General features: G+C 40.2%; 28 protein-coding genes. 15 read left to right on the top strand and 13 right to left on the bottom strand.

The annotated features are described in order from the left end of the window. Position 1 precedes the first annotated feature (1 nt). Both AACU98_RS13005 and AACU98_RS13000 read left to right on the top strand, forming a co-directional pair. Entirely contained in the window at positions 2-871 is an 870-nt protein-coding gene (locus tag AACU98_RS13005) for a hypothetical protein (RefSeq protein WP_337247555.1), read from the top strand. Beyond that, a complete protein-coding gene (locus tag AACU98_RS13000) occupies positions 864-2,168 on the top strand; it encodes an SIR2 family protein (protein WP_161734859.1) in 1,305 nt (434 codons plus the stop codon). The genes AACU98_RS13005 and AACU98_RS13000 overlap by 8 nt, the downstream gene beginning before the upstream one ends. A gap of 83 nt (positions 2,169-2,251) precedes the next feature. Here the strand turns inward: AACU98_RS13000 and murA are convergent, their stop codons facing one another. From murA to mlaF, 7 genes are all read right to left on the bottom strand, one after another. Then, positions 2,252-3,514, bottom strand: a complete 1,263-nt coding sequence (gene murA, locus AACU98_RS12995) for a UDP-N-acetylglucosamine 1-carboxyvinyltransferase (protein ID WP_004245292.1) — start codon at positions 3,512-3,514, stop codon at positions 2,252-2,254. Positions 3,515-3,562: 48 nt separating this feature from the next. Beyond that, complete coding sequence (gene ibaG, locus AACU98_RS12990) at positions 3,563-3,817, bottom strand: BolA family iron metabolism protein IbaG (protein WP_004245293.1); 255 nt, start codon at positions 3,815-3,817, stop codon at positions 3,563-3,565. Positions 3,818-3,957: 140 nt separating this feature from the next. Next, positions 3,958-4,251, bottom strand: coding sequence for a lipid asymmetry maintenance protein MlaB (gene mlaB / locus AACU98_RS12985; RefSeq protein WP_012368836.1), 294 nt, complete (start codon positions 4,249-4,251; stop codon positions 3,958-3,960). Position 4,252: 1 nt separating this feature from the next. Then, a complete protein-coding gene (mlaC, locus tag AACU98_RS12980) occupies positions 4,253-4,882 on the bottom strand; it encodes a phospholipid-binding protein MlaC (protein ID WP_004245295.1) in 630 nt (209 codons plus the stop codon). 73 nt (positions 4,883-4,955) lie between these two features. Next, positions 4,956-5,492: an outer membrane lipid asymmetry maintenance protein MlaD gene (mlaD, locus tag AACU98_RS12975; RefSeq protein ID WP_004252690.1), complete on the bottom strand. Its 537-nt coding sequence runs from the start codon at positions 5,490-5,492 to the stop codon at positions 4,956-4,958. A gap of 3 nt (positions 5,493-5,495) precedes the next feature. Beyond that, positions 5,496-6,275, bottom strand: coding sequence for a lipid asymmetry maintenance ABC transporter permease subunit MlaE (gene mlaE / locus AACU98_RS12970; RefSeq protein ID WP_004248921.1), 780 nt, complete (start codon positions 6,273-6,275; stop codon positions 5,496-5,498). A gap of 3 nt (positions 6,276-6,278) precedes the next feature. Then, entirely contained in the window at positions 6,279-7,091 is an 813-nt protein-coding gene (gene mlaF, locus AACU98_RS12965) for a phospholipid ABC transporter ATP-binding protein MlaF (protein WP_004245298.1), read from the bottom strand. Positions 7,092-7,334: 243 nt separating this feature from the next. On the opposite strand from mlaF, the gene AACU98_RS12960 reads away from it, so the two are divergent. The 12 genes from AACU98_RS12960 (at position 7,335) to rnk (ending at position 15,997) form a co-directional block, all read left to right on the top strand. After that, entirely contained in the window at positions 7,335-8,315 is a 981-nt protein-coding gene (locus AACU98_RS12960; protein ID WP_036896005.1) for a calcium/sodium antiporter, read from the top strand. 18 nt (positions 8,316-8,333) lie between these two features. Further along, the gene (gene kdsD, locus AACU98_RS12955; protein ID WP_017628220.1) at positions 8,334-9,308 is read left to right on the top strand and encodes an arabinose-5-phosphate isomerase KdsD; all 975 of its coding nucleotides are present in this window, start codon (positions 8,334-8,336) and stop codon (positions 9,306-9,308) included. 27 nt (positions 9,309-9,335) lie between these two features. Then, entirely contained in the window at positions 9,336-9,893 is a 558-nt protein-coding gene (kdsC, locus tag AACU98_RS12950) for a 3-deoxy-manno-octulosonate-8-phosphatase KdsC (RefSeq protein ID WP_004245301.1), read from the top strand. A gap of 17 nt (positions 9,894-9,910) precedes the next feature. Then, on the top strand, positions 9,911-10,489 hold the full coding sequence (gene lptC, locus AACU98_RS12945; protein ID WP_004245302.1) for an LPS export ABC transporter periplasmic protein LptC: 579 nt from the start codon (positions 9,911-9,913) through the stop codon (positions 10,487-10,489). Then, complete coding sequence (lptA, locus tag AACU98_RS12940; protein ID WP_004245303.1) at positions 10,470-11,003, top strand: lipopolysaccharide ABC transporter substrate-binding protein LptA; 534 nt, start codon at positions 10,470-10,472, stop codon at positions 11,001-11,003. The genes lptC and lptA overlap by 20 nt, the downstream gene beginning before the upstream one ends. Before the next feature lie 6 nt (positions 11,004-11,009). Further along, entirely contained in the window at positions 11,010-11,735 is a 726-nt protein-coding gene (gene lptB, locus AACU98_RS12935; RefSeq protein WP_004245304.1) for an LPS export ABC transporter ATP-binding protein, read from the top strand. Positions 11,736-11,794: 59 nt separating this feature from the next. Further along, the gene (rpoN, locus tag AACU98_RS12930; protein WP_049201476.1) at positions 11,795-13,270 is read left to right on the top strand and encodes an RNA polymerase factor sigma-54; all 1,476 of its coding nucleotides are present in this window, start codon (positions 11,795-11,797) and stop codon (positions 13,268-13,270) included. A 23-nt stretch (positions 13,271-13,293) separates the two neighbouring features. Continuing rightward, positions 13,294-13,581, top strand: coding sequence for a ribosome hibernation promoting factor (gene hpf, locus AACU98_RS12925; protein WP_004248916.1), 288 nt, complete (start codon positions 13,294-13,296; stop codon positions 13,579-13,581). A gap of 155 nt (positions 13,582-13,736) precedes the next feature. Next, on the top strand, positions 13,737-14,204 hold the full coding sequence (ptsN, locus tag AACU98_RS12920) for a PTS IIA-like nitrogen regulatory protein PtsN (RefSeq protein WP_004245307.1): 468 nt from the start codon (positions 13,737-13,739) through the stop codon (positions 14,202-14,204). 84 nt (positions 14,205-14,288) lie between these two features. Continuing rightward, positions 14,289-15,143 (top strand): RNase adapter RapZ, encoded by an 855-nt coding sequence (gene rapZ, locus AACU98_RS12915; RefSeq protein WP_004245308.1) that lies wholly within the window; start codon positions 14,289-14,291, stop codon positions 15,141-15,143. Then, positions 15,140-15,412 carry a PTS phosphocarrier protein NPr gene (gene npr, locus AACU98_RS12910; protein WP_004245309.1) on the top strand — a complete coding sequence of 91 codons (273 nt, stop codon included), beginning with the start codon at positions 15,140-15,142 and terminating at the stop codon, positions 15,410-15,412. The genes rapZ and npr overlap by 4 nt, the downstream gene beginning before the upstream one ends. Before the next feature lie 174 nt (positions 15,413-15,586). After that, a complete protein-coding gene (rnk, locus tag AACU98_RS12905) occupies positions 15,587-15,997 on the top strand; it encodes a nucleoside diphosphate kinase regulator (RefSeq protein WP_004245312.1) in 411 nt (136 codons plus the stop codon). Between the two features lie 105 nt (positions 15,998-16,102). On the opposite strand, the gene pmbA is transcribed toward rnk, so the two are convergent. After that, the gene (gene pmbA, locus AACU98_RS12900; RefSeq protein ID WP_004248914.1) at positions 16,103-17,431 is read right to left on the bottom strand and encodes a metalloprotease PmbA; all 1,329 of its coding nucleotides are present in this window, start codon (positions 17,429-17,431) and stop codon (positions 16,103-16,105) included. Positions 17,432-17,617: 186 nt separating this feature from the next. Between pmbA and yjgA the strand changes: the two genes are divergently transcribed. After that, complete coding sequence (gene yjgA, locus AACU98_RS12895; RefSeq protein WP_004248913.1) at positions 17,618-18,178, top strand: ribosome biogenesis factor YjgA; 561 nt, start codon at positions 17,618-17,620, stop codon at positions 18,176-18,178. A gap of 90 nt (positions 18,179-18,268) precedes the next feature. Here the strand turns inward: yjgA and AACU98_RS12890 are convergent, their stop codons facing one another. From AACU98_RS12890 to yhdP, 5 genes are all read right to left on the bottom strand, one after another. After that, the gene (locus tag AACU98_RS12890; protein WP_004245317.1) at positions 18,269-18,550 is read right to left on the bottom strand and encodes a barstar family protein; all 282 of its coding nucleotides are present in this window, start codon (positions 18,548-18,550) and stop codon (positions 18,269-18,271) included. After that, entirely contained in the window at positions 18,550-19,056 is a 507-nt protein-coding gene (locus AACU98_RS12885; RefSeq protein WP_036932390.1) for a ribonuclease, read from the bottom strand. Before AACU98_RS12885 ends, AACU98_RS12890 begins: the two co-directional genes overlap by 1 nt. A gap of 93 nt (positions 19,057-19,149) precedes the next feature. Further along, positions 19,150-20,595: a metalloprotease TldD gene (tldD, locus tag AACU98_RS12880; protein WP_004245322.1), complete on the bottom strand. Its 1,446-nt coding sequence runs from the start codon at positions 20,593-20,595 to the stop codon at positions 19,150-19,152. Then, positions 20,592-21,452, bottom strand: a complete 861-nt coding sequence (gene nit1 / locus AACU98_RS12875; RefSeq protein ID WP_161734856.1) for a deaminated glutathione amidase — start codon at positions 21,450-21,452, stop codon at positions 20,592-20,594. The genes tldD and nit1 overlap by 4 nt, the downstream gene beginning before the upstream one ends. After that, a complete protein-coding gene (gene yhdP / locus AACU98_RS12870) occupies positions 21,449-25,252 on the bottom strand; it encodes an AsmA2 domain-containing protein YhdP (protein WP_161734853.1) in 3,804 nt (1,267 codons plus the stop codon). The genes nit1 and yhdP overlap by 4 nt, the downstream gene beginning before the upstream one ends. Positions 25,253-25,278 lie beyond the last annotated feature (26 nt).

The raw sequence follows: 25,278 nt of genomic DNA, 5'->3' as shown, positions 1-25,278 counted from the left end.
TATTACAGCAGAAGAAGCTGATAATTTATTTTCAAAAAAAATAATAACATCAAAATATCTTTTTGAATGTACTGAACCTGATTGTCATGCCCAAGTAACTTGTGCCAATCTTGATAAACCAAACCGATTACGAAAAAGAGTTCCTCATTTTAAATTTGTTTCTGAACATAGTGATACATGTAAAATAGGGATCAATGAAGAAAATGAATTTCGTAGAATAAAAAAAATGAAAGAAGATCCAGAGGCTCTTCCTTTTATTCTCGATGATATTGTTGAGCTTGATCTCTCAACACCTTATAAAACTAAATTTCATGATATCCCTTCATCAAAAGAGGAAGATGGCATCAACAAACGCTTAAAAACAAAAAATATTGATGGCGAAAATAGTAATAAAACACGTCATTCAAAAAAGCGTTTATCAGGACTCGTTAATGATTTTATCGATAAAAAAAATTTCTTTCTCAATATTGCAGAAGGAAAGATCCATTTAAGAGATTTCTTCATTTATATTAATGATAAAAAAGATCTAAGCGAATATGTAGATGAACCTCGAATATACTTCGGTAAAGCTTGGGTTAAGCGTATAGATAATTATTACCTTGTCCGTTTTGATAAAAAAATGAAAAAAGGTGACTTAATTTGCAAGCCAACATTTTTTATTTCTGAACGTCTTGTAAATAAATCAGAGTATAAAAGAACCTCTCGGCAAGAATTAGATAAAATAGCACTATCAACACCGCCAAAACCTCTTTATTTATTTATATTTAGTGAATTACCACCTGTAAAAATGAATAATGGTGATTTTATCAATTTCAAATTAGATGACTTAACATACTTATATTACAAAACATGGGGTAAAAAAAGTGAATGAAATATATGAAATAGCCTATTCAGCGGCAGCAAATAGATTATGTTTGTTTACAGGAACCGGTTTTTCTAAAGCACTAACGAATAACAAAGCTCTTGGCTGGCAATCTTTACTTGAAAAAGCCTGTGATAAATTAGATGGTTTAAATAAAGTCAAAAAATCACTTTTTCCCGAAGATGCAAAAAATCCATTAAGCTTAGAAGAAGCGGCTCAAGTTATTTATATTGAATATCAAAAAAAAGGAGAAAATTTACATGAAAAGATAGCAGAAATAATAAAAGAAATTCATTTATCAAAAGATAATAAGCATGTAAAGAATTTCTTAGATAATAATTCAATAAGAATAATAACAACAAATTATGATAAACTTATCGAAGAAATGATCCCAATAAAAAAATGTCAATCTCTTGCACCTGGTTTACCAATACCAAAAGCATCTTCCAGTACAAAAATTTATCATGTTCATGGTTCTATTGATTCGCCTAGTAATATGGTAGTTACTTCTGATGATTATTTTAAATTTATAAACTATAACTCTTATTTTTCTAAGAAAATAAGCTCCATGATTTATGAAAATACAATCGTTATATTAGGCTATTCTCTTGGAGACACTAATCTTAAAGCAATTATTAATGAGTACAAAAATTTCTCACGAGAAAATGTTATTGGTTCCTCTATGTTTTTAGTATCGAGAAAGAAAGTAGAATCTTATTTAAAAGAGTATTATTTTCATTGTTATGGCATTAGAGTCATTGATAATTTAGATATTCATGACTTTTTTGATAAATTAAATTCAAAAATTCAAGATGTACAAAAAAGAGTAGAAGATTCGTTAGAGAATATCGAAAAAGTACTGAGTGGAAAACACAGCTTTTCTAAAAGTTTTCTCAAGGTTGAAAATAATTTTTATGAAATAATTATGTCCTTAGCTGCATTTAGTGTTCTTGTGACAGATGCCAAGGCAATGAATATGATAGAAAAAATAATACAGGAAAAAATAAAACTAACGAGCGAAAATAGTGCATGGGAACAATATGTTCATTTAGCAAATTGGCTAATTTATCTTGCAACAATTATCGAAATAAAAGATACATCCTTAGAAAAAATATATCTTAAAGCGGTATTTCATTCGATGAATCATATGAGTAAAGACTATTCTATAGGATATTCTTGGCACGCCTATAAAGCATGGGAAAGTAAGTGGTTTTCGCTTATTGTATCAAATAGAGTCATGCTAAAAAACTATGTAAGCAAAAACATTAATAACCAAGATGCTGTTAACTTAGTGAAAAATCTATAAATACGCTTGATGAATAATAAAAAACCATAGCACCAATAAAGTGCTATGGTTTTTAATCACGATAACAGGGTAACTAAACTTAATTAGTCATTAGAATGTAGACGTTCGATTTTAGCCCCTAAACCCTGTAATTTGGCTTCAATATTTTCATAGCCACGGTCGATATGATAGATACGATCAACAATCGTCGTACCTTCCGCAATGCAACCGGCTAATACTAAGCTGGCAGAAGCACGTAAATCGGTAGCCATCACTTGAGCGCCTGAAAGCTTATCAACACCATGACAAAGTACAGTATTGCTTTCGATTTCAGCATGAGCCCCCATACGGATAAGTTCAGGAATATGCATAAAACGATTTTCAAAAATCGTTTCAGTGATCATTCCTGCTCCATCAGCCACAAGATTTAAAAGACTAAACTGAGCTTGCATATCGGTTGGAAAACCAGGATGTGGTGCCGTACGCAGAGTCACCGCTTTAGGACGTTTACCATGCATATCAAGGCTTATCCAGTCTTCGCCCGTTTCAATATCAGCACCCGCTTCACGTAATTTAGCTAATACCGCATCAAGCGTATCTGGTTTAGCATTGCGACAAACAACACGACCACGAGAAACCGCCGCCGCGACTAAGAATGTCCCTGTTTCAATACGGTCTGGTAAAATTTGATAGGTTCCCCCACCAAGGCGTTCGACCCCTTCAATAGTAATGCTATCGGTGCCTGCACCACTGATTTTTGCGCCTAAGGTATTAAGAAAATTCGCGGTATCTTCAATTTCTGGCTCTCTCGCCGCGTTTTCAATAATGGTTTTACCTTCTGCTAAAACAGCGGCAGTCATAATGGTAATAGTGGCACCTACGCTCACTTTATCCATTACAATATGTGCCCCTTTTAAGCGACCATCAACACGCGCTTTCACATAACCTTCATCCAGCGTAATTTCCGCACCAAGCTGCTCTAAACCTGTAATATGCAGATCAACTGGGCGCGCACCAATCGCACAACCACCCGGCAAAGAAACCTGACCACGTCCGAAACGTGCAACTAATGGCCCTAATGCCCAAATAGAGGCACGCATCGTTTTAACTAATTCATAGGGAGCACAAAATTCGTTGATATGACGAGCATCAACAAAAACAGAGCCGTTGCGTTCGACTTTAGTACCTAAACGATTAAGTAACTTAATGGTGGTATCAATATCTTTTAGCTTAGGAACATTGGTTAATTCTACTGGCTCTTCGGCAAGGATAGCAGCGAACAGAATTGGTAGTGCAGCATTTTTTGCGCCTGAAATAGTGACCTCACCGGATAAGCAGGTAGGCCCTTGTACTCTAAATTTATCCATCTGTAGAACTCTCTTTTTTATTTTGCTGTACGCTGTATACCTACTGAATTAAAGCCCGCTGAGTTTACGATCCCTTTTCCACTCTTCAGGTGTGTAGGCTTTAATAGATAAAGCGTGAATACGATTATCTGCGATATATTCCATCAAAGGGGCATAAATGGTTTGTTGTTGTTTCACTCTGCTCATTCCTTCAAACATCGCGCCAACAACCACAACCTGAAAATGACTGCCATCACCATTAACAATGACTTCATCTAAAGATAGGGTATCCATTAATACTTGTTTGATTTCATTTGTATCCATAATTGCTCAATCTCAACGTTAAAATAATAATCAGTTGCCTATCCTAATAGAATCCGGCCTACTCTTAAACCATGAAAAACCCCCTTAATGATAAAAGTATCAATAAGGGGGATTTTTTTATTGCTTTATCGGGAAAAGCATTAAGCAATATTCATAATTTCATCAAGATCATAGAGTGTGATTAGCGTTTGAAAGCGCTCACTAACACCTTGAATAACACATTGACGCTCAAGTGCTTCCATTTCGGCCTTTAGATGGACAAAAAGTGCTAATCCTGTTGAGTCAATATGATCAAGTTGAGAAATATCGATGATATTAATATCAGCTAATAACGCTTTACGTTGTTGCCAAACTGGCAATAACGTTTCTCTATCTAGCGTTCCTTGGAAAGAGAGTATTTCACCCTCTTTTTGCCAATTTAACGAAGCTGACATACTATTTTTTCTCATCTAATGTAATCGGTGTTTTGGCACTAATTTCTAATTGCTTAGTTAAACCATCAACCCCTTTCGCACTTAAAATATCAGACCACTCATTTTGTTTGGTGGTGATCATGCTAACGCCTTCGGCAATCATATCATAGGCTTGCCATTCACCCGTTTTACTGTTCTTGCGCCATTGAAAATCAAGGCGTACTGGTGGTCGACCATTTTTATCAATAATAGTGACACGAATAGTCAAGTTTGATTTATCCGCAAAAGGTTTAGCGGGTTCTATGCGATATTCTTGCCCTTCATACATTGCTAATGCTTGACCATATACTTGTGCAAGATAATCTTTAAAAGCGGCAAAGTAAGCATCACGCTGAGCCGGCGTTGCATTACGATAATAAGGCCCTAACACTAATGCTCCGGCATATTTGATATGTACATAAGGTAACAACTCTTGTTGAACAATCTCACGTAACAGTTCCGGATTTTTACGGATTTCTGGTTGCTCAGTTTTTAATTTATCAAAGGTTTTTTGCGCGGCATCTTCCATCAAAGCATAAGGATTGGTTTTATCGACCGCCATCGCAAAAGGTGTTATCACCAATAATGCGACCATTAATAAGCGTTTAAACATACTCGCTTCCTCTTGGGATTATATTTCAGTAAATACGGTGCACTAAATAAACCACACCGTAAGCGAATGAGCATTAAGGTAATGCTGGTTGTTCGGTTTGCGTTTTTGAGTCAGAGGTTGTTTTTCCATCTCCGTCACCGGTTTTATAAAGGAACTGACCAATCAAATCTTCAAGCACCATGGCTGAATGGGTATTGGTAATTCTGCCACCATCCTTTAGAAAATCAGAACCTAAATCTTCATCATAAAAGCCGAGATTTAAGGCCAAAAACTGTTCACCTAATAAACCTGATGTGCGAATAGAAAGAGAACTGCTGTCAGGAATATGGTCATAAATGTTTAAAATATCGAGAGCAACTTCAGGACGATAGTTACCTTCCATCTCTTCTTTTAAGGTAATAGAGGCAACGCGACCAATAACCACCCCACCGATTTTAACCGGTGAACGCTCTTTTAAACCACCAATATTACCAAAACTTGCGTAGACACGATAAGTAGGTTGATTACCCACTTCTTTAATATCAGCCACTTTTAAGCTTAAAAAGACAACCGCTATCAGTGCAATAACAACAAATAAACCAACCCAAACTTCAATTTTTTTACTTTGCATGACTTAATTCCCAAACATCAGTGCAGTTAGCACAAAATCTAAACCTAATACGGCTAACGATGAATGAACAACGGTACGCGTTGTTGCTCTGCTAATCCCTTCCGATGTTGGGATTGCGTCATATCCGTTAAAAAGCGCTATCCAAGTCACGGTAATGGCAAACACGACACTCTTAATAAAACAATTCACTAAGTCTTTTTGCCACTCAACCGCACCTTGCATTGATGCCCAGAAAAAGCCTTCATCAATGCCTTTCCAATCCACGCCGACAATAGCACCACCCCAGATCCCCACCGCAACAAAGATCAGTGAAAGCAATGGCATACTAATAAACCCGGCCCAAAAACGTGGCGCAACCACACGTCTAAGAGGGTCGACAGCCATCATTTCTAAACTGGATATCTGCTCTGTTGCTTTCATTAAACCTATTTCTGCGGTCAGTGCTGAACCTGCGCGTCCAGCAAATAATAGTGCCGTCACTACAGGACCTAACTCTCGTAACAAAGAAAGCGCGACCATCATACCTAGGCTCGCTTCCGCACTAAATGTCGTCAGTACTAGATAGCCCTGTAAACCAAGAACCATGCCAATAAAAAGTCCAGAAACCATAATGATCAGTAGCGACTGAACACCAACACTGTACAGTTGCTTCATTAATAATGGCCACTGCTTACGAAACTCAGGCTTACCGATCAATGCTCGAAATAGCATGATGCCGGCTCTACCAAAAGTCGCAAAAATCGACAGTGATCGCGCGCCTAACCGCGCTAGTAAATTAACCACGTACTAATTACCTCGTCCTAATAGATCATCCTGATAGTTCCCCGCAGGAAAACGGAAAGGTACAGGTCCATCAGCAATACCATCTAAAAACTGTCTTACTTGTCTGTCTGGATTTTCCTGTAGCTCTTTTGCACTTCCCTGAGCAATGATTTTCTGTTCTGCAATAATATATGCATAATCGGCAATACTCAGTACTTCAGGGACATCATGAGACACCACCACACAAGTGACCCCTAATGCATGGTTTAATTCATCAATCAGTTTTACTAATACCCCCATGGTAATGGGATCTTGTCCAACGAATGGCTCGTCAAACATGATTAAATCTGGATCAAGGGCTATCGCTCTTGCTAAAGCGGCTCTGCGCGCCATTCCCCCCGATAATTCAGATGGCATTAAATTAGCTGCCCCTCTTAACCCTACCGCTTCTAACTTCATCATCACGGTAGTGTGAATTAACGCCTCGGGTAAATTAGTATGCTCTCTTAATGGGAAGGCGACATTTTCAAATACATTCATATCAGTAAAAAGGGCGCCTGATTGAAAAAGCATACTCATTTTTTTTCTTGACTGATATAAAGCAGAGCGTGATAACTTAGGAATATTGTCACCATCAAACCAAATATCACCACTATCAGGCAGAATTTGTCCCCCCATCAAGCGTAATAAGGTGGTTTTACCTATCCCTGAAGGCCCCATTATTGCAGTCACTTTTCCTCTAGGCACATCCAGATTGATTTGCGAAAAAATCTTTCTGCTACCGCGAGTAAAGTTCATATTGCGCACTTCAATTAAATTGTCTGGTTGTGCGTTCATGAATAAAACGTCCTTAAGCCTGTCTGCATAAACAAAATTTATACGCTATTTTGGCAGGTCATTGTCAATGTTACAAAGAAATCACCACTATTTAGCAATTTATTGCACGGTTGATTTTACTTTTCGTGCTTGGCTAGTCAAAATATGGTGAATTAGCAAAACCTTTTGACAATAATGTTTTTTATCAGCCCTGTCTTATTGGTTTTTTCTTTATTTTTCACTCATTGTTGGAAAACTGATGGCATGTTGATTACTTTGTCTCTTCTCATTGTTGGGTTGATGTTATTAGTCTATGCATCAGACCGACTGGTGTATGGTGCAAGTGTGTTTGCTCAATCATTAAAGCTCCCTCCTGCCGTTATCGGTATTGTTATTGTGGGAATGGGTACTTCATTGCCGGAGCTTTTTGTTGCAACCGACGCGGCCATCCACAATTTACCCGAGATAGCGATAGGTACAGCAATAGGATCTTCATTAACGAATCTGCTACTGATTGCTGGGATTGGAGCGATGATTTATCCCATGAATATCCAATCTGCGGTACTAAAAAAAGAACTTCCTTTGATGATTATAGTCATCTTATTAGCAGGACTGGTGGTTTCTAATGGTCATCTAGGGTTGAGAGAAGGCTGTTTACTTTTTTTCATCGGCTTCGCCTCTCTTTTTCTAATGATAAAAATGCTCCATAAAACCTTAACACAAGTGCGCCATGTGTTACCGCTAGAGACACTTTCACGTTTTGAATTACAAACTAATCCACGTAATTCTGTTGCCCTATTTTGGGTGGTTATTGCATTACTGATAATCCCTGTTGCAACAAGAATGATCATTGATAATGTTTTTATCATCATGCAACAGTATCATCTCAGCGGTTTTTTAGTTGGACTAACCTTGCTATCTATTGGCACCAGTTTACCTGAATTAGCAACGACCGTTGTGGCAGCCTTAAGACGTGAAAATGAACTGGCTCTAGGCAATATTATTGGCGCTAATATTTTTAATCTCACCTTTGTGCTAGGCATGCCCGCATTACTCTCTCCTAGCACATTTAATATGCAAGCATTCTATTTTAGTTTTACTGTGCTGGTGGCCGCGGGCCTACTTTTCTCACTCTTTTCATTGGGGCGCAAACAGCGGCTAAACCGTGGAAAGGGGATTTTCTTATTAGTTTGTTTTATTGTTTATATTACGGTGTTGTGCGTTGCACATTCTCTCTTAACCTAAAATAAATGGTACAAAAAAATGACCGGATTTGATTTTCAGCAAGCAGGTAAAAAGGTTCTTCAAATTGAACAAGAAGGATTAGCTGAGTTAGCACAATATATCAATGACGATTTTTCTCTTGCCTGTGAAAAAATCTTTCACTGTCAGGGAAGAGTGATTGTTATGGGCATGGGAAAATCAGGTCATATTGGGCATAAAATTGCCGCCACCTTTGCCAGTACCGGCACCCCTTCTTTTTTTGTTCACCCCGGTGAAGCCAGTCATGGCGATTTAGGTATGGTGACAGAAAAAGACATTGTGCTGGCAATTTCAAATTCAGGTGAAGCCAGTGAAATTCTCGCCCTTATCCCTGTCCTCAAGCGTAAACAGATCCTTTTAATTTGTATGACACGCTCACCTCAAAGTACAATGGGGAAAGCTGCTGATATTCATCTTTGTATAAAAGTCCCTAAAGAAGCTTGTCCGTTAGGTTTAGCCCCTACCACCAGCACGACGGCAACACTGGTGATGGGAGATGCCTTAGCTATCGCTTTATTGCGCGCTCGAGGTTTTACGGCGGAAGACTTTGCACTATCGCATCCCGGTGGTGCATTGGGGCGCAAATTATTGCTTCATGTCAGTGATTTAATGAATAAAGATGATGATATTCCACGCGTCAGCAAAGAAGCGACATTACGCGAAGCACTGGTAGAGATCACCCGTAAAAAATTAGGTATGACCGTTATCTGTGATGATAATATGTTGATTAACGGTATTTTTACTGATGGTGATTTGCGTCGTATCTTTGATTTAGGTATTGACCTTAATAATGCCAAAATATCAGATGTAATGACGAAAGGCGGAATTCGCATTTCCCCAGATAGCTTAGCGGTAGAAGCGCTTAATTTAATGCAAGCAAAGCATATCACTTCACTGTTAGTCACTGAACCAGATAGTGATATTTTATTAGGTGTTTTACATATGCACGATTTATTGCAAGCTGGGGTTGTTTAAGCTTGTTATGCGCTCATAAGGATAAAGATGAATACAATGATAGAGACCTGCTACGGTGCAGTAAGCAAGCAAATAATGCAAAAAGCAGAAAAAGTCCAATTGCTGATTTGCGATGTTGATGGTGTGATGTCTGACGGACTTATTTATATGGGCAATAACGGTGAAGAGTTGAAAGCGTTTAATGTCCGTGATGGCTATGGCATTCGTTGTTTACTTACATCGGGTATTGAGGTCGCTATCATTACGGGTCGTCAATCTAAGCTTTTAGAAGATAGAGCCAAAACACTTGGCATTACATATCTTTACCAAGGACAGCATAATAAGCTTTTGGCGTATCAACAACTGTTAGATACACTAAACCTTAAACCAGAACAGACAGCCTATATTGGCGATGATCTGATTGATTTACCGGTAATGGAAAAAGTAGGACTGTCAGTTGCCGTTGCTGATGCCCATCCATTACTCACACCTCGTGCCGACTATGTTACCCATATTTTAGGTGGACGCGGTGCAGTACGAGAATTATGTGATTTGATCCTATTAGCCCAAGGTCGACTTGAAGAAGCTAAAGGTTTATCGATTTAAACGTATAACGACACAGAATGAATAAATTAAAATCCTGGTTTACCCTGATTTTAGCCATTATTGCTCTTGGGCTAATTGGCTGGAACTATACTAACAATACTGAGCTTGATGATGGAAAGATTGTTGAAGATGGTCAACCCACCTACCAATCTAAATCATCAATATCCTTTGTTTATGAACCAACAGGTATACTGGGATATAAACTAGTTGCTGATGATGTCAAAAACTATGCTCAGCAAAAGTTTACATGGTTTACTAATCCTGTCTTAACGACTTATTCGCCGACAGGAGATGCAACATGGACAGTGCGTGCAAATAAAGCCAAACTGACAAACAGTAAAATGCTCTATCTTTATGGCGACGTTCAAATTGATAGTTTAACTGATGACTCCCAACTTCAGCGGATCAGCACAGAAAATGCTATCGCAGATCTGGATACACAAGATGTTTCCTCTGATGATGAAGTGACTATTATCGGCGTCGGACTGAAATCAGTCGGCTTAAAAATGCGAGGCAATCTGCGTGAAAAACGTGCAGAGCTGATTGAACAGGTGAACACCTATTATGAGATCCCTAATGAATCGAAAAATCCGTAATACACTAATTATCAGTACGTTATTCTCAATAAGTGTCCCAGTTATGGCACTTAAAGATGATACACAACAACCTATTGTTGTTAATTCCGAGAAACAGTCACTTAATTTAGAAAAAAACATTACCACTTTCACACAAAATGTTGTGGTAAAACAAGGCTCTATTGATATAAGAGCTGATAAAGTAGTGGTTACACGTCCTGGTGGCGATTCTAAAAAAATCGTGATTGAAGCTTTTGGTAACCCTGTGACATTCTATCAGTTACAAGATGATGGTAAACCAATCAAAGGTCGTGGTGATAAAATGACCTATGAGATGGACAAAGAGCTGGTGACCTTAACAGGTAAGGCTTATCTTGAACAATTAGACAGTAATATCACCGGTGATAAAATCACTTATCTCGTACCGACACAACAAATGGAAGCATTTAGCGGTAAGGGAAAACAAGTCACCACCGTTTTACTCCCTTCTCAGTTACAAGAGAAAGGTCCCGGTGTTAACAACAAAGGTAAGTAACACTTTATGGCGCTGTTAAAAGCTGAAAATTTAGCAAAAGCATACAAAGGGCGCACCGTTGTCGGTGATGTGAGCCTCAATGTTAACTCCGGTGAGATTGTTGGCTTACTTGGCCCTAACGGTGCGGGGAAAACCACCACCTTTTATATGGTGGTAGGTATTGTCGCCCGTGATGCGGGTAGCATTACTATCGACGATGAAGATATTACCTTACTCCCGTTACATGAGCGTGCGCGTAAGGGTATTGGTTATTTGCCACAAGAAGCCTCTATTTTTAGACGCTTAAGCGTTTATGACAATATCATGGGAATTTTAGAAATACGCCATGATTTAACGGCCGAACAACGAAAAGATCGTGCAGAAGAGCTACTTGAAGAGTTTAATGTCAGTCACTTACGTAATAGTTTAGGGCAATCTTTATCAGGGGGTGAACGCCGTCGTGTAGAGATAGCACGGGCGCTAGCGGCAAATCCTAAATTTATTTTATTGGATGAGCCTTTTGCCGGTGTTGACCCTATTTCCGTTTTAGATATTAAGAAAATTATCCAACATCTACGCGATTATGGCTTGGGCGTATTAATTACCGACCATAATGTACGCGAAACCTTAGATGTGTGTGAACGTGCTTATATCGTCAGTCAAGGACACCTTATTGCCCATGGTTCACCAGAAGAAATTTTGGCAAATGAGCAAGTTAAACGTGTTTACTTAGGTGAAGGCTTCCGCCTGTGATCTGAGTGACACTTTTATTTCGTCACGGATGACAACATAAGAGGATCCATCGCATCACTATGAAACAAAGTCTGCAACTTCGTCTTAGTCAGCAATTGGCCATGACGCCACAGCTCCAACAGGCTATTCGTTTGTTGCAACTTTCTACGCTTGAATTACAACAAGAAATTCAACAAGCCCTTGAATCTAACCCATTGCTTGAACAAGAAGACGATCAAGCTGATGTAACGCATCCTGATAGCTCATCAACACAAGAGAGTGATGATAGTACACCAGACAATGAGCATGATAATGAGGTATTAGATACCCTAGATGCACTAGAGCAAAAGGAGATGCCTGACGATCTTCCTCTCGATACCCAATGGGAAGAAATTTACACCGCAGGCACCCCTTCAGGCACCAGTAATGATTATGCGGCTGATGAATTACCACTCTATCAAGGTGAAACCACGGCTTCACTGCAAGATTACCTAACTTGGCAAGCTGACCTAACACCTTTTACTGATACTGATCGTGCTATCGCGACAAGCATTATTGATGCTGTCGATGAAACAGGATATTTAACAGTTTCAACAGATGACATTCTTGCCGGAATGGGTGATGATGAGTTAGAGCTTGATGAGATTGAAGCGGTATTAAAGCGTATTCAACGCTTTGATCCCGTAGGTGTCGCAGCCAGAGACTTAAAAGAGTGTCTGTTAATTCAATTGTCGACATTTCCAACTAATACACCTTATTTGAAAGAGACTCAACTTGTTATTGAGCACTATTTAGCGTTATTAGGTAATCGTGATTTTCGCCAATTAATGCGTCACACTAAGCTACGTGAAGAGACATTAAAAGTAGTGATTGAGACCATTCAATCTCTTGATCCAAAACCGGGTTTAAGTATTGATACAGAGGAATCACAGTATGTTATTCCTGATGTACTGGTAAAAAAATCAGGAGAACACTGGCAAGTTGAGTTAAATACGGATAGCATTCCCCGCCTACGCATAAATGAGACTTATGCAGCGCTTGGGCAATCAGCTCAAAACGAAAGCGATGGGAAATTTATTCGTGACAATTTACAAGAGGCTAAATGGCTGATAAAAAGCTTAGAAAGCCGTAATGAGACATTATTAAAAGTCGCTCATTGCATTGTTGACACACAGCAGGCGTTTTTCGAATTCGGTGAAGAGCATATGAAACCCCTTGTTTTGGCCGATATTGCAGAACAGGTTGAGATGCACGAGTCCACCATTTCTCGCGTTACAACGCAAAAATATTTGCATTGTCCTCGGGGAATTTTCGAATTGAAGTATTTTTTCTCAAGCCACGTAAATACTGATAACGGAGGTGAAGCCTCTTCAACAGCAATTCGGGCTTTAGTGAAGAAACTAATCGCAGCAGAAAACCCAGCGAAACCACTAAGTGATAGTAAACTGGCAAATATGCTCGCCGAGCTTGGTATACAGGTTGCTCGACGAACTGTTGCGAAATATAGAGAGTCATTATCCATCCCGCCTTCAAATCAACGTAAAGAGTTGGTTTGAGCATAATTGAGAAGGAAGACACTATGGAACTTCAAATCACTGGTCATAATATTGAATTAACTGATGCTCTGCGTGATACCGTCAAAGCAAAAAGCGCTAAATTACCTCAGTTCTTTGACAAAATTAATAACGTCCAAGTTATCCTCAAAGTCGAAAAAGTGACTAAAATTGCGGAAGCGACGATTCAAGTAAATGGCGGTGAATTACATGCCTCTGCGGAAGCAGAAGATATGTACGCAGCAATTGATGGATTAATGGATAAACTGGCTCGTCAATTAACCAAACACAAAGATAAACTGAGACAACATTAATTCATTTCCCATTGTAAAATGGGAATACAATCGGCGATGTTAGAGTGTTATTGATGTCGCGTTTGTTCAATTAAAAACAGCGCCTAAATAATCCGCTAACAAAAACCAGATGTCACTCTGTGGCATCTGGTTTGCTGGTCTAAGTGAATAAGACAATGAACAACGATACAAAGATGAATATTAGCGACGTACTTACTCTGGCATGTACACATAACAATGTGCATTGTACAAGTAAAAAACGCGCGTTAGAAATTATCAGTGAGAATGCAGCTCAAGCACTGAATTTACCAGAGACACTGATTTTTGAGGCTTTATTAACGCGTGAAAAAGTCGGTACAACAGGGATTGGGGGTGGATTGGCTATCCCTCATGGGCGTATTGAAAGTGATGAAACTGAAAAAGTTGTTGGTGTGTTTCTTCACCTAAGCGAGCCTATTGCCTTCGACGCTATTGATAATCAACCTGTCGATTTGTTGTTTGCATTACTCGTTCCTGCAACACAATGTAAGGAACATTTACACACACTGTCTTTGATTGCAAAACAGTTGGCTGACAAAAATTTATGTCGCCGACTACGCTCCGCACAAAGTGATGAAGAGCTTTATCAGATTATCACAGAATAAACCTAATGGGTTTGGGTTTATCAGGACGCGAATAGCATACAGTGGAATGATATTCATCACTGGGAAATTAAGGGGAGCTACCTCATGGTGCTGATGATAGTCAGCGGACGCTCTGGTTCAGGTAAGTCAGTCGCTTTGCGTGCGCTTGAGGACATGGGATTTTATTGCGTTGATAACTTACCTGTCGATCTGTTACCGGAGCTTGCGAAAACACTGGCTGAGCGTGATGCTGCCGCTGCCGCAGTCAGTATTGACGTACGTAATATGCCAGAATCACCGGAGATTTTCGAAAAGGCGCTGGAAAGTTTACCCGCGGAATATTCTCCACAACTGTTATTTTTAGATGCTGATAGAAATACGCTGATCCGCCGTTATAGTGATACTCGACGCCTACACCCTCTTTCAACGAAAAACCTCTCGCTAGAAATGGCGATTGATACAGAGAGTGATCTGCTCGAACCTTTACGATCACGGGCTGATCTGATTATTGATACCTCAGAGATGTCAGTGCATGAATTAGCCGAAATGCTACGTACACGCTTACTCGGTAAACGTGAACGCGAATTGACCATGGTATTTGAGTCTTTCGGTTTTAAACATGGTATTCCTATCGATGCTGATTATGTCTTTGATGTACGATTTTTACCTAATCCCCACTGGGATCCCAAATTACGCCCAATGACGGGGTTAGATCGTCCAGTCGCAGCCTTCCTCGATCGCCATACTGAAGTGCATAACTTTATTTATCAAACAAGAAGTTATCTAGAACTTTGGCTACCGATGTTAGAGACGAATAATCGTAGTTACCTAACTGTTGCTATTGGTTGTACTGGCGGCAAACATCGTTCTGTTTACGTGGCTGAACAACTGGCTGACTATTTCCGCTCTAGAGGGAAAAACGTACAATCACGCCATAGAACACTTGAAAAGCGCAAATGACCCAATATCGACGCGTAGCGATAAAAAACCGTTTAGGCATGCATGCAAGGCCTGCCATGAAATTGTTTGATTTGGTCAATACATTTCAATCAACGGTGACGTTACGTAACCATGAGGGCGTTGAGGCGCAAGCAGATAGTGTGATTGCGATGTTGATGTTAGATTCCGAACAAGGCAGTCACATCGATATAGAAGCCAGTGGCTGTGATGAAAAAGAAGCGATTGATGCGATTATTGCATTATTTGAATCAGGGTTTGATGAAGATTAATTCTAATTAAAAACAATAGATTAGCATTTCTTAACAAAAATCCCAGAAAGAGACTGTGATCACTGCCTCTTTCTTTTTGCTACAGAACCGCCTATTATCTTACATAGAGTTTAACAACACCCCCACCTAATCCGTGGGGGTGTTGTTTTGCATTGGAACAAATTGGAGTGTGGTATGACAAAGCCAACAATTATCATCAATGAACTTGATGCAGAACGTTTAGATTCATTACTAGAGCAACCTGCCTTTGCAGACAGCCCAATTGCAGAAGCTTTAAATGAAGAGTTAGATCGTGCTGACATTGTTACACCAGCTGATATCCCTGCTAACATCGTCACCATGAACAGCAAAGTCCGTTTTATGGACTTAAAAAATAATGAAGAGCGTATTCGTACTTTAGTTTACCCTGCTTCATTAAAAGATAGTGCGACTGAATTATCAGTCATGGCGCCAATGGGGGCTGCACTATTAGGTTTAGCTATCAATGATGAGATCAGTTGGCAGCTTCCTAATGGCCTTGAAACTAAGGTCAAAGTATTAGAAATTCTCTACCAACCTGAAGCTGCTGGTGAATTACACCGTTAAGCAATGCTGAAGGTTCGCGTGTTATTTTTTATCTTATTAACGCAATAAAATACAAGTAAGCGCGATATCTCAGCCCACTTATGGGCTGAGATTAAAGGCAAGGTGCTACTGACCTGCGATACTCATTTCTGGTAATAGTAGTGATCCACACTGAATATTACTGCGTGTTTCAATATCATCACCTATTGTGGCAATATTCGCCCACATCTCTTTCAAGTTACCGGCAATAGTCACTTCACTCACTGGATACTGAATTTCACCATTTTCGACCCAGAAACCGCTCGCACCACGGGAATAATCCCCTGTCACCGTGCTAACCCCTTGTCCCATTAACTCAGTGACCACAAGCCCTGTGCCCATCTCTTTTAACAACTCATCAAAGGAGAGACCTTGCCCTGGGATACGCCAGTTATGAATGCCCCCCGCATGTCCATTGCTTTTTAACCCTAATTTTCTTGCGGAATAGCTAGTAAGGAGCCACTCTTGCAGTACCCCATCTTTAATAATATCTGCATCTGATGTGCGTACCCCTTCACTATCAAAAGGCGTTGATGCTAATCCCCCCACAATATGTGGACGCTCTTGAATATTTAACCATTGAGGGAAAATCTGTTTTCCTAAGCTATCTAACAAACAAGATGACTCACGGTAGATCATGCTACCACTGATGGCTGCCACTAAATGACCGAAGATCCCCGTGGCTACTTCCGCTGAGAAGAGAACAGGCGCTTTCATGGTGGATAATTTACGGGGAGCTAGACGAGATAAGGTACGGCGTGCACACTCTTGTCCTACCCATTCAGGAGATTGTAATGCCTCAAAACGGCGACTAATGGTATAGGCATAATCGCGCTCCATATCCTCACCCTCACGAGCGATAACGCAACTCGACATTGAATAACGAGATGAAGAGTAGCTTTTTAATAAACCAAGGCTGTTACCAAAGACACGAGTTCCACTATGACTATTAAAGCTTCCCCCTTCGGTATTGACGATACGGCTATCACTGTCTAATGCAGCTTGCTCCGCTCGAGACGCCAGCTCAATCGCTTTATCTGCTGTTATGTCTGTTGGGTGGTAGAGATCAAGAAAAGGGGCATCGAAGGCTAACAGGGCTTTATCAGCAGGCCCTGCATAAGGATCAACAGAAGTGTAGCGCGCAATATCTACAGCCGCTTGTACTGCACGTTTAATCGCATCAGGACTTAAATCTGTAGAAGATGCACTCCCTTTACGTTGTTGCTGATAGACGGTGATCCCTAAGGCACCATCACTATTAAATTCAACATTTTCTACTTCACCATAGCGTGTACTAACGCTTATGCCTGTTGATTTATTAATTGCAACTTCTGCACCGTCACACTGTTTTGCGGCGATCTCCAGTGCAAGAGAAACTGCCTCTTCCAGCTGTTTTACCTGATCTGTATTATTCATTGAGAACCATTTTCCTAAGGAGAACATCACTTTTTACTTATTTTTGCTAAAGTAAATCAATTGACAGGTGGTCAACAAGCGATTTTCCCAGTTACAATAGAAGATATATGAATGTTATCACCCGTCGGGCTTTTGGTCATTCACCAAATCACACTCCCGGCTTACTCTGCAACAGGAATTTTTATTATGGCAAAGCAGCCAGAAGAGTGGCACTACCTCAATCCTGAATTTGACAATACACCGTTAGAAGAGGAAGAAGAGGAAGAGATCATTTGGGTCAGCAAAAGTGAAATTAAACGTGATGCTGAAGCGTTAAAGAAATTAGGCACCGAACTTGTTGAGTTAAGTGCTCAAGAGCTTGAACGTGTTCCTCTTGATGAAAAACTACTCGCTTCAATTAAATTGGCGCAAAAGGTACAACGCGAAGCGCGTCGTCGCCAAATTCAATATATCGGTAAGTTACTCCGTAATGTTGATGAAGAGCCGATCCGCCAAGCACTAGATAAACTAAAAAATCGCCATAATCAGCAAATTTTAGTGTTACATAAACTAGAAGATCTGCGTACACGTCTGATTGACGGCGGTAATGAAGTGATTGAGGAAGTGGTAGCGCTTTATCCTATGGCCGATCGCCAGCAATTACGCACACTTATTCGTAATGCTAAAAAAGAGAAAGAAGCCAATAAACCGCCAAAATCATTCCGCTTATTGTTTCAATATCTAAAAGATCTCTCAGAGTCAGCTTAACGACTGATGCTCCTGAAAACGCAGTGCTAAATCATGATACCACTGCGGTTTTCAGGATACCTTGTAATACTTATGGGCTTTCAGCTAGCTCTACTTAGCTTTTTTATGTTCACAATGAAAGCGAAATAGCTCTTTACCCAGCGTCTCTTGCGCTTCTTGCATTATCTCAATAATGGGCTGGAAGGTGCGGGAATGATGCGGTGCATGTCTGAAAACAATATTAACAGGCAATTCAATTTCTCCTGTTAATACATCCCATAACGCATCAAGATTATTACCGAATGCTTCATCTAATTGAAATTGCTGAGCAAACTGATGATAAAAAGCATCTCGATCCGCCAATGTGCTGAAATCAAAAATAATCTGTTTCATTAAGGTGCAACTCTTTGCATGGTACGGTAATGATCGGTGGTTAAATAAATTAATCCGTCATTAGAATATAGCAAGCGATCGCTACCACGATGTCCACATTGATAATTGACATCTGCTTCAAACCATTGGCGCCCTGCTTCTTCAGGTAACTGTTTTTCACGGTTCATAAAGCGATCACCACCAATCGCCCGTCCTGGTAAAACTTCACATAAATTGCCCGCTTTCGCATTCCAACCTTTAGCACGAGCCTCTTTTTTGCTGATATAAAAATCAGGTAAACGAGCGTGTTGTTGCAAATAATCAGCCACTTTATTGGCTTGTGTCTTTTCATCAATTGCTAAAGGACGTTGAGACTCAGGCTGACTGATTGAACTCTTTGACGATGTAGATGTTGTTGATGTAGGAGGCGCTGTTGCTGGTATCTGCGTTTCAGGTACTAATCCTTTATACAGAACAAAAAATAAAACAGCCACAACAATAAGAACAGGGAATAGACGTTTGCCCATAAATAGCTCCATTTACTCACTTAAATAGAAACTCCATCATAGCGATGGAGTTTTATTGGGGTAATTTGTATAAATAGATAACAATAACAACTGTTAAGCAGTACCACCAACGGTTAACTTATCCAATTTCAGTGTCGGTTGCCCAACCCCTACTGGTAAGCTTTGCCCCTCTTTGCCACACACCCCGACACCTTTATCTAATGCGAGATCATTACCCACCATAGAAACTTGTTGCATCGCTTCAATACCTGAACCAATCAAGGTTGCGCCTTTAATTGGTTTAGTAATTTTACCCTTTTCAATTAAATAGGCTTCTGAAGTTGAGAAAACAAACTTACCGGAGGTAATATCAACTTGCCCACCACCAAAGTTTGGCGCATAAATACCGCGATCGACACTGGCGATGATCTCTTCAGGAGAAGATTTACCCGCAAGCATATAGGTGTTGGTCATACGTGGCATTGGCAAATGTGCATAGGATTCACGACGCCCATTGCCCGTCGGTTTTACCCCCATTAAACGCGCATTCATCTTATCTTGCATATAGCCTTTTAAGATGCCATTTTCGATTAATACGTTGTATTGGCCTGGTACGCCTTCATCATCAATCGCCACGGAGCCTCGTCGGCCTTCAATTGAACCATCATCCACGATAGTACATAACTCAGAAGTTACCTTATCGCCAATACGCCCAGAGAATACCGATGTTTGACGACGATTAAAATCACCTTCTAAACCATGTCCAACAGCTTCATGTAATAAAACACCGGGCCATCCGGCGCCTAAAACCACAGGCATTGTACCTGCCGGTGCAGCAATAGCCGATAAATTAACTAATGCCATGCGTACCGCTTCACGGGCATAAGTCGCTGCATGGGTTTCGCCATTTTCTTTAGTCAGAAAATAATCATAACCAAAACGACCACCGCCACCACTTGAACCACGTTCACGTTTACCGTCATCTTCGACCAGTACGCTTACTGAAAGACGTACAAGAGGACGCACATCCGCCGCTAAAGTACCATCCGTTGCAGCAACTAACACATGCTCATATACCCCCGTTAATGAGGCATTGACTTGTTTAACACGTTTATCTTCAGCCCGTGCCACACGATCAACGTCATGTAATAGTGCTATTTTTTCTTCACGAGACAAACTTTGTAATGGATCATTTAGGTTGTATAACGGAGTATGTTGAATAGCACCCAGTGTATGGATCTGCCCATTGCCTTGTGCTTGCACAATACTACGCGCAGCATGAGCACTTTGGTTAAGTGCGTTGAGTGTTAATTGGTCTGCATAAGCAAAACCTGTTTTTTCACCATAAATCGCTCTAACGCCAACCCCTTGGTCAATATTGTAAGAGCCATCTTTAATTATCTGATCATCTAATATCCATGCTTCGTGGTAGCTTGATTGAAAATAAAGATCACCATAATCAATTTGACGCTGTGCAAGCTGCTCTAGTGTCGATGCTAAATCATCTAAACTCAGGTTGTTCGCTTCCAACAGACTTTCGCTGACAACAGCTAAACTCATAATTCTTTTTTATCCTTAACTTTTTTTATTAAGTGTGTCAGTTTCGGGCGAAAGCGATTATGTTTCACAACCCGTATCTGTTCACGCATACCTTCTAAACTATCGACTCGAATATTGAGCGTTAGGGCACTGACCGCATCAGGGTTCTTTTTCAATACTTTCCCCCAACCATCCACTGCCATTGTATGACCCCATGTGCGACGAGCATCATGGGTACCGACTTGAGCCGGTGCCAAAATAATACACTGATTTTCAATAGCCCGCGCGCGTAACAATGGCTCCCAGTGCGCTTTACCTGTTAAACAAGTAAAGGCTGCCGGTACAGAAATAATTTCAGCACCTTTTTCTCTTAATGCTTGGAAAAGACCGGGAAAACGTAAATCATAACAAATCGTTAAACCTAATTTCCCCACAGGTGTATCCACTACAGTCAAGCGTTCACCACGTTGATAAATGGCTGATTCATTATATTCGCCTTGTTCATCATCAATGTTCACATCAAACATATGAATTTTGTCATAACGAGCGCGGATCACCCCTTCATCATCAAAAACTAAACTACTACTGGTGATCTGCTCAGGAGAATCTCGGCTAATCAATGGCATTGAACCCACTAAGATCCACACCTTATAGCGCTGCGCCATATTAGCAATCGCATCTTGTAATGGCCCTTTCCCCTGAATTTCAGCATGTTTATGATAATCTTTTGCGCTGGAGAAAAGTAATGCATTTTCAGGCGTTAATACAAGCTTGACTGAATCGGGGAGTTGCTTAATCTGTTGCTCTATTTGCGCCAGATTATTTTTTATATTTTTTCCGCTACAAAGCTGCAAAAGTGCGACATTAACTTTTTTCATAACGCCTGATCCTCCTTAAGTTGACGCAGTACTTCGTCAATCTTGGGTTGTTCTACCGTTCCGGTAACATGATAACGTATAACTGAAATCTTACTCCAAAGTGGCCCCAGTACTTTTGAAGCTGCAAATACAGCAGCACCAGCGATGGGGTTAATAGCAAATGCGGTAGCAACGCCTACTGTAGCTGATATTTCAGGAGTTACCACTACTTGTAAGTCCATTTTACGCGCCAACAGATCCACTTGACCTTTTATAGCAATATCGGCAATAACACCATCTACAGCAACACTTTTCGCGTTTAAAACACCTTGTTTAACCGTCAAATCACCTTTAATGGAATCATACTCAAAATTATCACTAAAAGTATCTCTAAAGTCGAATTGCAACTTACGTAACAGGGCATCAAAACTGACTAGACGTAATAATTTTCCCGCTTGCCCAACATCCACCTTTTCAATACGACCTTTTCCAAGAGAAGCATTCACTTCACCATTGAGTGTTTTTAGATCAAAATTCCAAGGGGTATTGTGCCACTGCAGTGAGAAATCTGCCGTAAGTGGTGACTGAACAATCGGAATGATATAACCAAAGTAAGCCGCCATTTCATCGACTTCCGGTGCCGTTAGTTTACCTGCCAACTTAGTGATACTGTTGCCTAAACTATCTTCTGACCACACACCACTCACAGATAGCTCGCCACTGCTATTTTTAAGCTTACCTGCAGTTAACAATAATGCTCCGTCACGAGGCTGTATTGCACCTTCAATATTCCCTAGTAATAATCCATTCACCCAACACTCTTGGCAGGCGAAATTGATAGCAGGAATATCTTTAAGTGAAAATTGAACTGCTTTTTTGGCATCAGGCACATTTGCCATTTTTAAGGATTTATTTTCTTCTGTTGGGCTAGCGCCATTAAAATAGAGATAGGTAATATTCACCTGCCAAGGTTGTGCCGTATTGGGTACAAATAAGTCACCTCGTAACTCACTCCCTGAGAAGGATAATTTTACACCATCATCAGCACGCATAATTTCTGTTTGTGGCGCAATCCATTGCTGACCAGCAAAATTAAGTTCAGGCAGACTAATATGAATATTGGTAGGGAAACGTATCGCGTTTTCAGAAGGGGCTAATGATGAAAAAGCCATTAAAGTAGGTAGCCATTTATCGCCTTGCAATCCCTGCAAAGCAATAGTCAATCGTGATTGATCATTTAATTGAGGTAGTGTGAGCGAGGAAGAGACTAAATTACCTTGTAATAGACGTAATGGTTCACCTAACGCCCATTCACTATTTAATGACCACTGATCTTGTGCATCGGCACTAACGTTAAGTTTTTCACTATTCCCTTTTGCTGAAATCACAATGGGGGAAGCGTTTTTAAAGTCATCGGTACTTGGCGCAGCTAACTGACTTTGTAGCGCATTCACTTGTCCGGTCAGATCCACTTGATAATTAACATCCGCTGTTTCTGGAATATTAACACTCACCGCGCCATGCCAAGGTAAAAAACCGCTTAATTTATGTTGTATATCATTAGGTAATCCCTTAATTTTCGCGATATCCCATTGTCCTTTTAGATCAACACCAACTTGATAAGCATCCCGTTGATCACCACCAGCAAAAGAAAATGTAAAAGGTTGACCAAACCAATTCGCGGTTAAAGTATCACTCTCTAATTTATCATTATGGTAACGAAATTGTCCCGTAACACCTTCTAGGGTGGTATCCATAAAGGCTAATGTGACATCGTTATTGTTTAAGTTTACCTGACCAGAAGCGACCACCTGCTCGCCATCAAAAGGAATGTCGAGATGCAAACTCCCGTTAATTTTTCCAGCCACTTTTAGTATTTCAAGTGTATGGCCAATCGTTGCCATTTGCGAAGCTAGAAAATACTCTTTTAAATCATCCCCCGTGGCTTCAATATCTGCATCAATAACAATTTTTTCTTTGTTATAGTCCTCAATAATCGCCGTCAAGTTTTTAGCGGTGGCTTTACCAACCTGAACATTATCAGAGGACATCCATAAGCCGTTATTCTTAAAATTAAGATTAACATTAAGATCAAACAGTGCCGGCCATTCACTATCATATTTGAAAGTTGCCTGTTTTACTGGGGCATAGACTTGAAACCAGCCATTATGTTGTTCAAAAGGGAAATCCCGCGGATCACCATGAAAAATAAACGTACCGTTTTTAACGTTTCCGGCAATAATCGCGTCAGAAAGATATTGTGTTAAATCTTTACCAACATATTTTTCAGGTAAATAGCGCCATGTCTCACCGGCATCGGTCACATTCACTCCCGAAAGAATAGACAGTTGTTGATGCTCTCCTTGTTTTTGATAACGAAAATCACCGGCAACCCAAGCGGAGGTGGCTTTTATATCAATCCCTTGACTCCATAACGACAGAGAATCTCCCTGATGCTGCCAGTAAACCGTACCAGTGCCTTTTTCTATATTAAGTGGCGCTTTAAAAAGCTCAGCAGTATCAATTTCACTGTTATTAAGCGCAAAATTAAGCGCTCCTTGCTGTAATGTGCCCTTTAAATGACCATTAAAATGTGCCACAGAAGGGATTTCTTGCCAGCGTTTCCAAGCAACATTTTGCCAACTGATATCAATGGCACTACGTTTAAAATCATCGGGAGCTACATCAAGAGCAAATGAGTCGACCATGCCAGAAAATTGACGATACTGCCATTGACGCACGACATCAGGCGTTAAAAAAGAGAACAAAGGCAATAACGCAGATAACCGTTCTAATTCAATATTTTTAGCACGGATACGCCAAGCTTCATCTTGTTGTTTTTCTTTAGGTTGATAAAGTACCGCTAAATAACCATCTGGCCATTCATCGCCATCCATCGTTATTTTTCGGGTATAAGGGATATCAGCAAGCCAGCCATTTTCTTGGCGTCTCATACGTAGAATTAAATCTTCTACCTTTAATACATGTGTGCGCCCTTCATTACGCCAATCCATTTCACCTTGATGGATTTGTAACTGGCTACCCGTGATCCGCCCATTACTGATCTCTATCCAATTAGATAGGCTGGCTTTCGCTTCACCAAGGCCACTGTTACTTTTAACCCATTGGCTTAACCAAGGGGAAATATCAACCTCATCAGCGGTGACAAACACCTGTCCTTTATCGAGTGCCCCCTGCTTTTTCGTATAGAGATCAAGACGTACTTTTAGTCCACCATAGTGATTTATTGGGGTATCTAAAGTAACTTCCCCTTGCGCACGATGGCGGTTTTTCTGATTGAGCCACATTAATTCGGGAATATGGAGCGTGCTAGTGTCACCAGAAGGTGATAAAAACACGAAACGGCTATCAACCAATTTAAATCGATCAAACTGTTTTAAGAAAATGGAAGAGATATCATCGGGTTCAGTGAAAGTAATATCACCATTTTGCCCAGTAAAAATAGGCTTTTTGTAATTTACTGCTAATTGTTCAAAGGTTAATTCACGAAAATAGAGTTGAAAATGAAGTAGTGAACGCCAAACATCAAAAGAGAAAGTGATCTGTTCAGCACTCACTTCAACACTGTTATTATCAATATACAGCCCAGTAATTTGGATATCAGGGCCAAAGTTTTGCCATTCTCCTTTCACCTGTGTCATGGTGACTGGGCTATTGAACTGTTTAGATAAATAGGTTTCAATTTCAGGGCGATAATTATCTAAACGAGGCAGAAAATAACGAAATCCACTTAATACTACGGCGAAAATAATCAGGCAAAAAAGGGTTATCAATAATAAAGATTTAGACAGCCGCTTCATTTAGTCTCCTTTCTGCCATCATATTT

Origin of the sequence: Proteus sp. G4380, from assembly GCF_963885725.1 — a bacterium.
Classification (GTDB): Bacteria; Pseudomonadota; Gammaproteobacteria; order Enterobacterales; family Enterobacteriaceae; genus Proteus; species Proteus mirabilis.
This window is presented reverse-complemented; position numbering and strand designations above follow the sequence as displayed.

What these genes read in the sequence shown, in the direction of transcription:
- pmbA (WP_004248914.1), bottom strand. Translation starts at nt 17,431, where the DNA reads ATGAATAATACAGATCAGGTAAAACAGCTGGAAGAGGCAGTTTCTCTT.
- tldD (WP_004245322.1), bottom strand. Translation starts at nt 20,595, where the DNA reads ATGAGTTTAGCTGTTGTCAGCGAAAGTCTGTTGGAAGCGAACAACCTG.
- kdsD (WP_017628220.1), top strand. Translation starts at nt 8,334, where the DNA reads ATGACCGGATTTGATTTTCAGCAAGCAGGTAAAAAGGTTCTTCAAATT.
- ibaG (WP_004245293.1), bottom strand. Translation starts at nt 3,817, where the DNA reads ATGGATACAAATGAAATCAAACAAGTATTAATGGATACCCTATCTTTA.
- hpf (WP_004248916.1), top strand. Translation starts at nt 13,294, where the DNA reads ATGGAACTTCAAATCACTGGTCATAATATTGAATTAACTGATGCTCTG.
- npr (WP_004245309.1), top strand. Translation starts at nt 15,140, where the DNA reads ATGACCCAATATCGACGCGTAGCGATAAAAAACCGTTTAGGCATGCAT.
- lptA (WP_004245303.1), top strand. Translation starts at nt 10,470, where the DNA reads ATGAATCGAAAAATCCGTAATACACTAATTATCAGTACGTTATTCTCA.
- nit1 (WP_161734856.1), bottom strand. Translation starts at nt 21,452, where the DNA reads ATGAAAAAAGTTAATGTCGCACTTTTGCAGCTTTGTAGCGGAAAAAAT.
- lptC (WP_004245302.1), top strand. Translation starts at nt 9,911, where the DNA reads ATGAATAAATTAAAATCCTGGTTTACCCTGATTTTAGCCATTATTGCT.
- AACU98_RS12885 (WP_036932390.1), bottom strand. Translation starts at nt 19,056, where the DNA reads ATGGGCAAACGTCTATTCCCTGTTCTTATTGTTGTGGCTGTTTTATTT.
- ptsN (WP_004245307.1), top strand. Translation starts at nt 13,737, where the DNA reads ATGAACAACGATACAAAGATGAATATTAGCGACGTACTTACTCTGGCA.
- lptB (WP_004245304.1), top strand. Translation starts at nt 11,010, where the DNA reads ATGGCGCTGTTAAAAGCTGAAAATTTAGCAAAAGCATACAAAGGGCGC.
- rpoN (WP_049201476.1), top strand. Translation starts at nt 11,795, where the DNA reads ATGAAACAAAGTCTGCAACTTCGTCTTAGTCAGCAATTGGCCATGACG.
- mlaC (WP_004245295.1), bottom strand. Translation starts at nt 4,882, where the DNA reads ATGTTTAAACGCTTATTAATGGTCGCATTATTGGTGATAACACCTTTT.
- rnk (WP_004245312.1), top strand. Translation starts at nt 15,587, where the DNA reads ATGACAAAGCCAACAATTATCATCAATGAACTTGATGCAGAACGTTTA.
- mlaB (WP_012368836.1), bottom strand. Translation starts at nt 4,251, where the DNA reads ATGTCAGCTTCGTTAAATTGGCAAAAAGAGGGTGAAATACTCTCTTTC.
- mlaD (WP_004252690.1), bottom strand. Translation starts at nt 5,492, where the DNA reads ATGCAAAGTAAAAAAATTGAAGTTTGGGTTGGTTTATTTGTTGTTATT.
- kdsC (WP_004245301.1), top strand. Translation starts at nt 9,336, where the DNA reads ATGAATACAATGATAGAGACCTGCTACGGTGCAGTAAGCAAGCAAATA.
- AACU98_RS12960 (WP_036896005.1), top strand. Translation starts at nt 7,335, where the DNA reads ATGTTGATTACTTTGTCTCTTCTCATTGTTGGGTTGATGTTATTAGTC.
- yhdP (WP_161734853.1), bottom strand. Translation starts at nt 25,252, where the DNA reads ATGAAGCGGCTGTCTAAATCTTTATTATTGATAACCCTTTTTTGCCTG.
- yjgA (WP_004248913.1), top strand. Translation starts at nt 17,618, where the DNA reads ATGGCAAAGCAGCCAGAAGAGTGGCACTACCTCAATCCTGAATTTGAC.
- mlaF (WP_004245298.1), bottom strand. Translation starts at nt 7,091, where the DNA reads ATGAACGCACAACCAGACAATTTAATTGAAGTGCGCAATATGAACTTT.
- murA (WP_004245292.1), bottom strand. Translation starts at nt 3,514, where the DNA reads ATGGATAAATTTAGAGTACAAGGGCCTACCTGCTTATCCGGTGAGGTC.
- AACU98_RS12890 (WP_004245317.1), bottom strand. Translation starts at nt 18,550, where the DNA reads ATGAAACAGATTATTTTTGATTTCAGCACATTGGCGGATCGAGATGCT.
- rapZ (WP_004245308.1), top strand. Translation starts at nt 14,289, where the DNA reads ATGGTGCTGATGATAGTCAGCGGACGCTCTGGTTCAGGTAAGTCAGTC.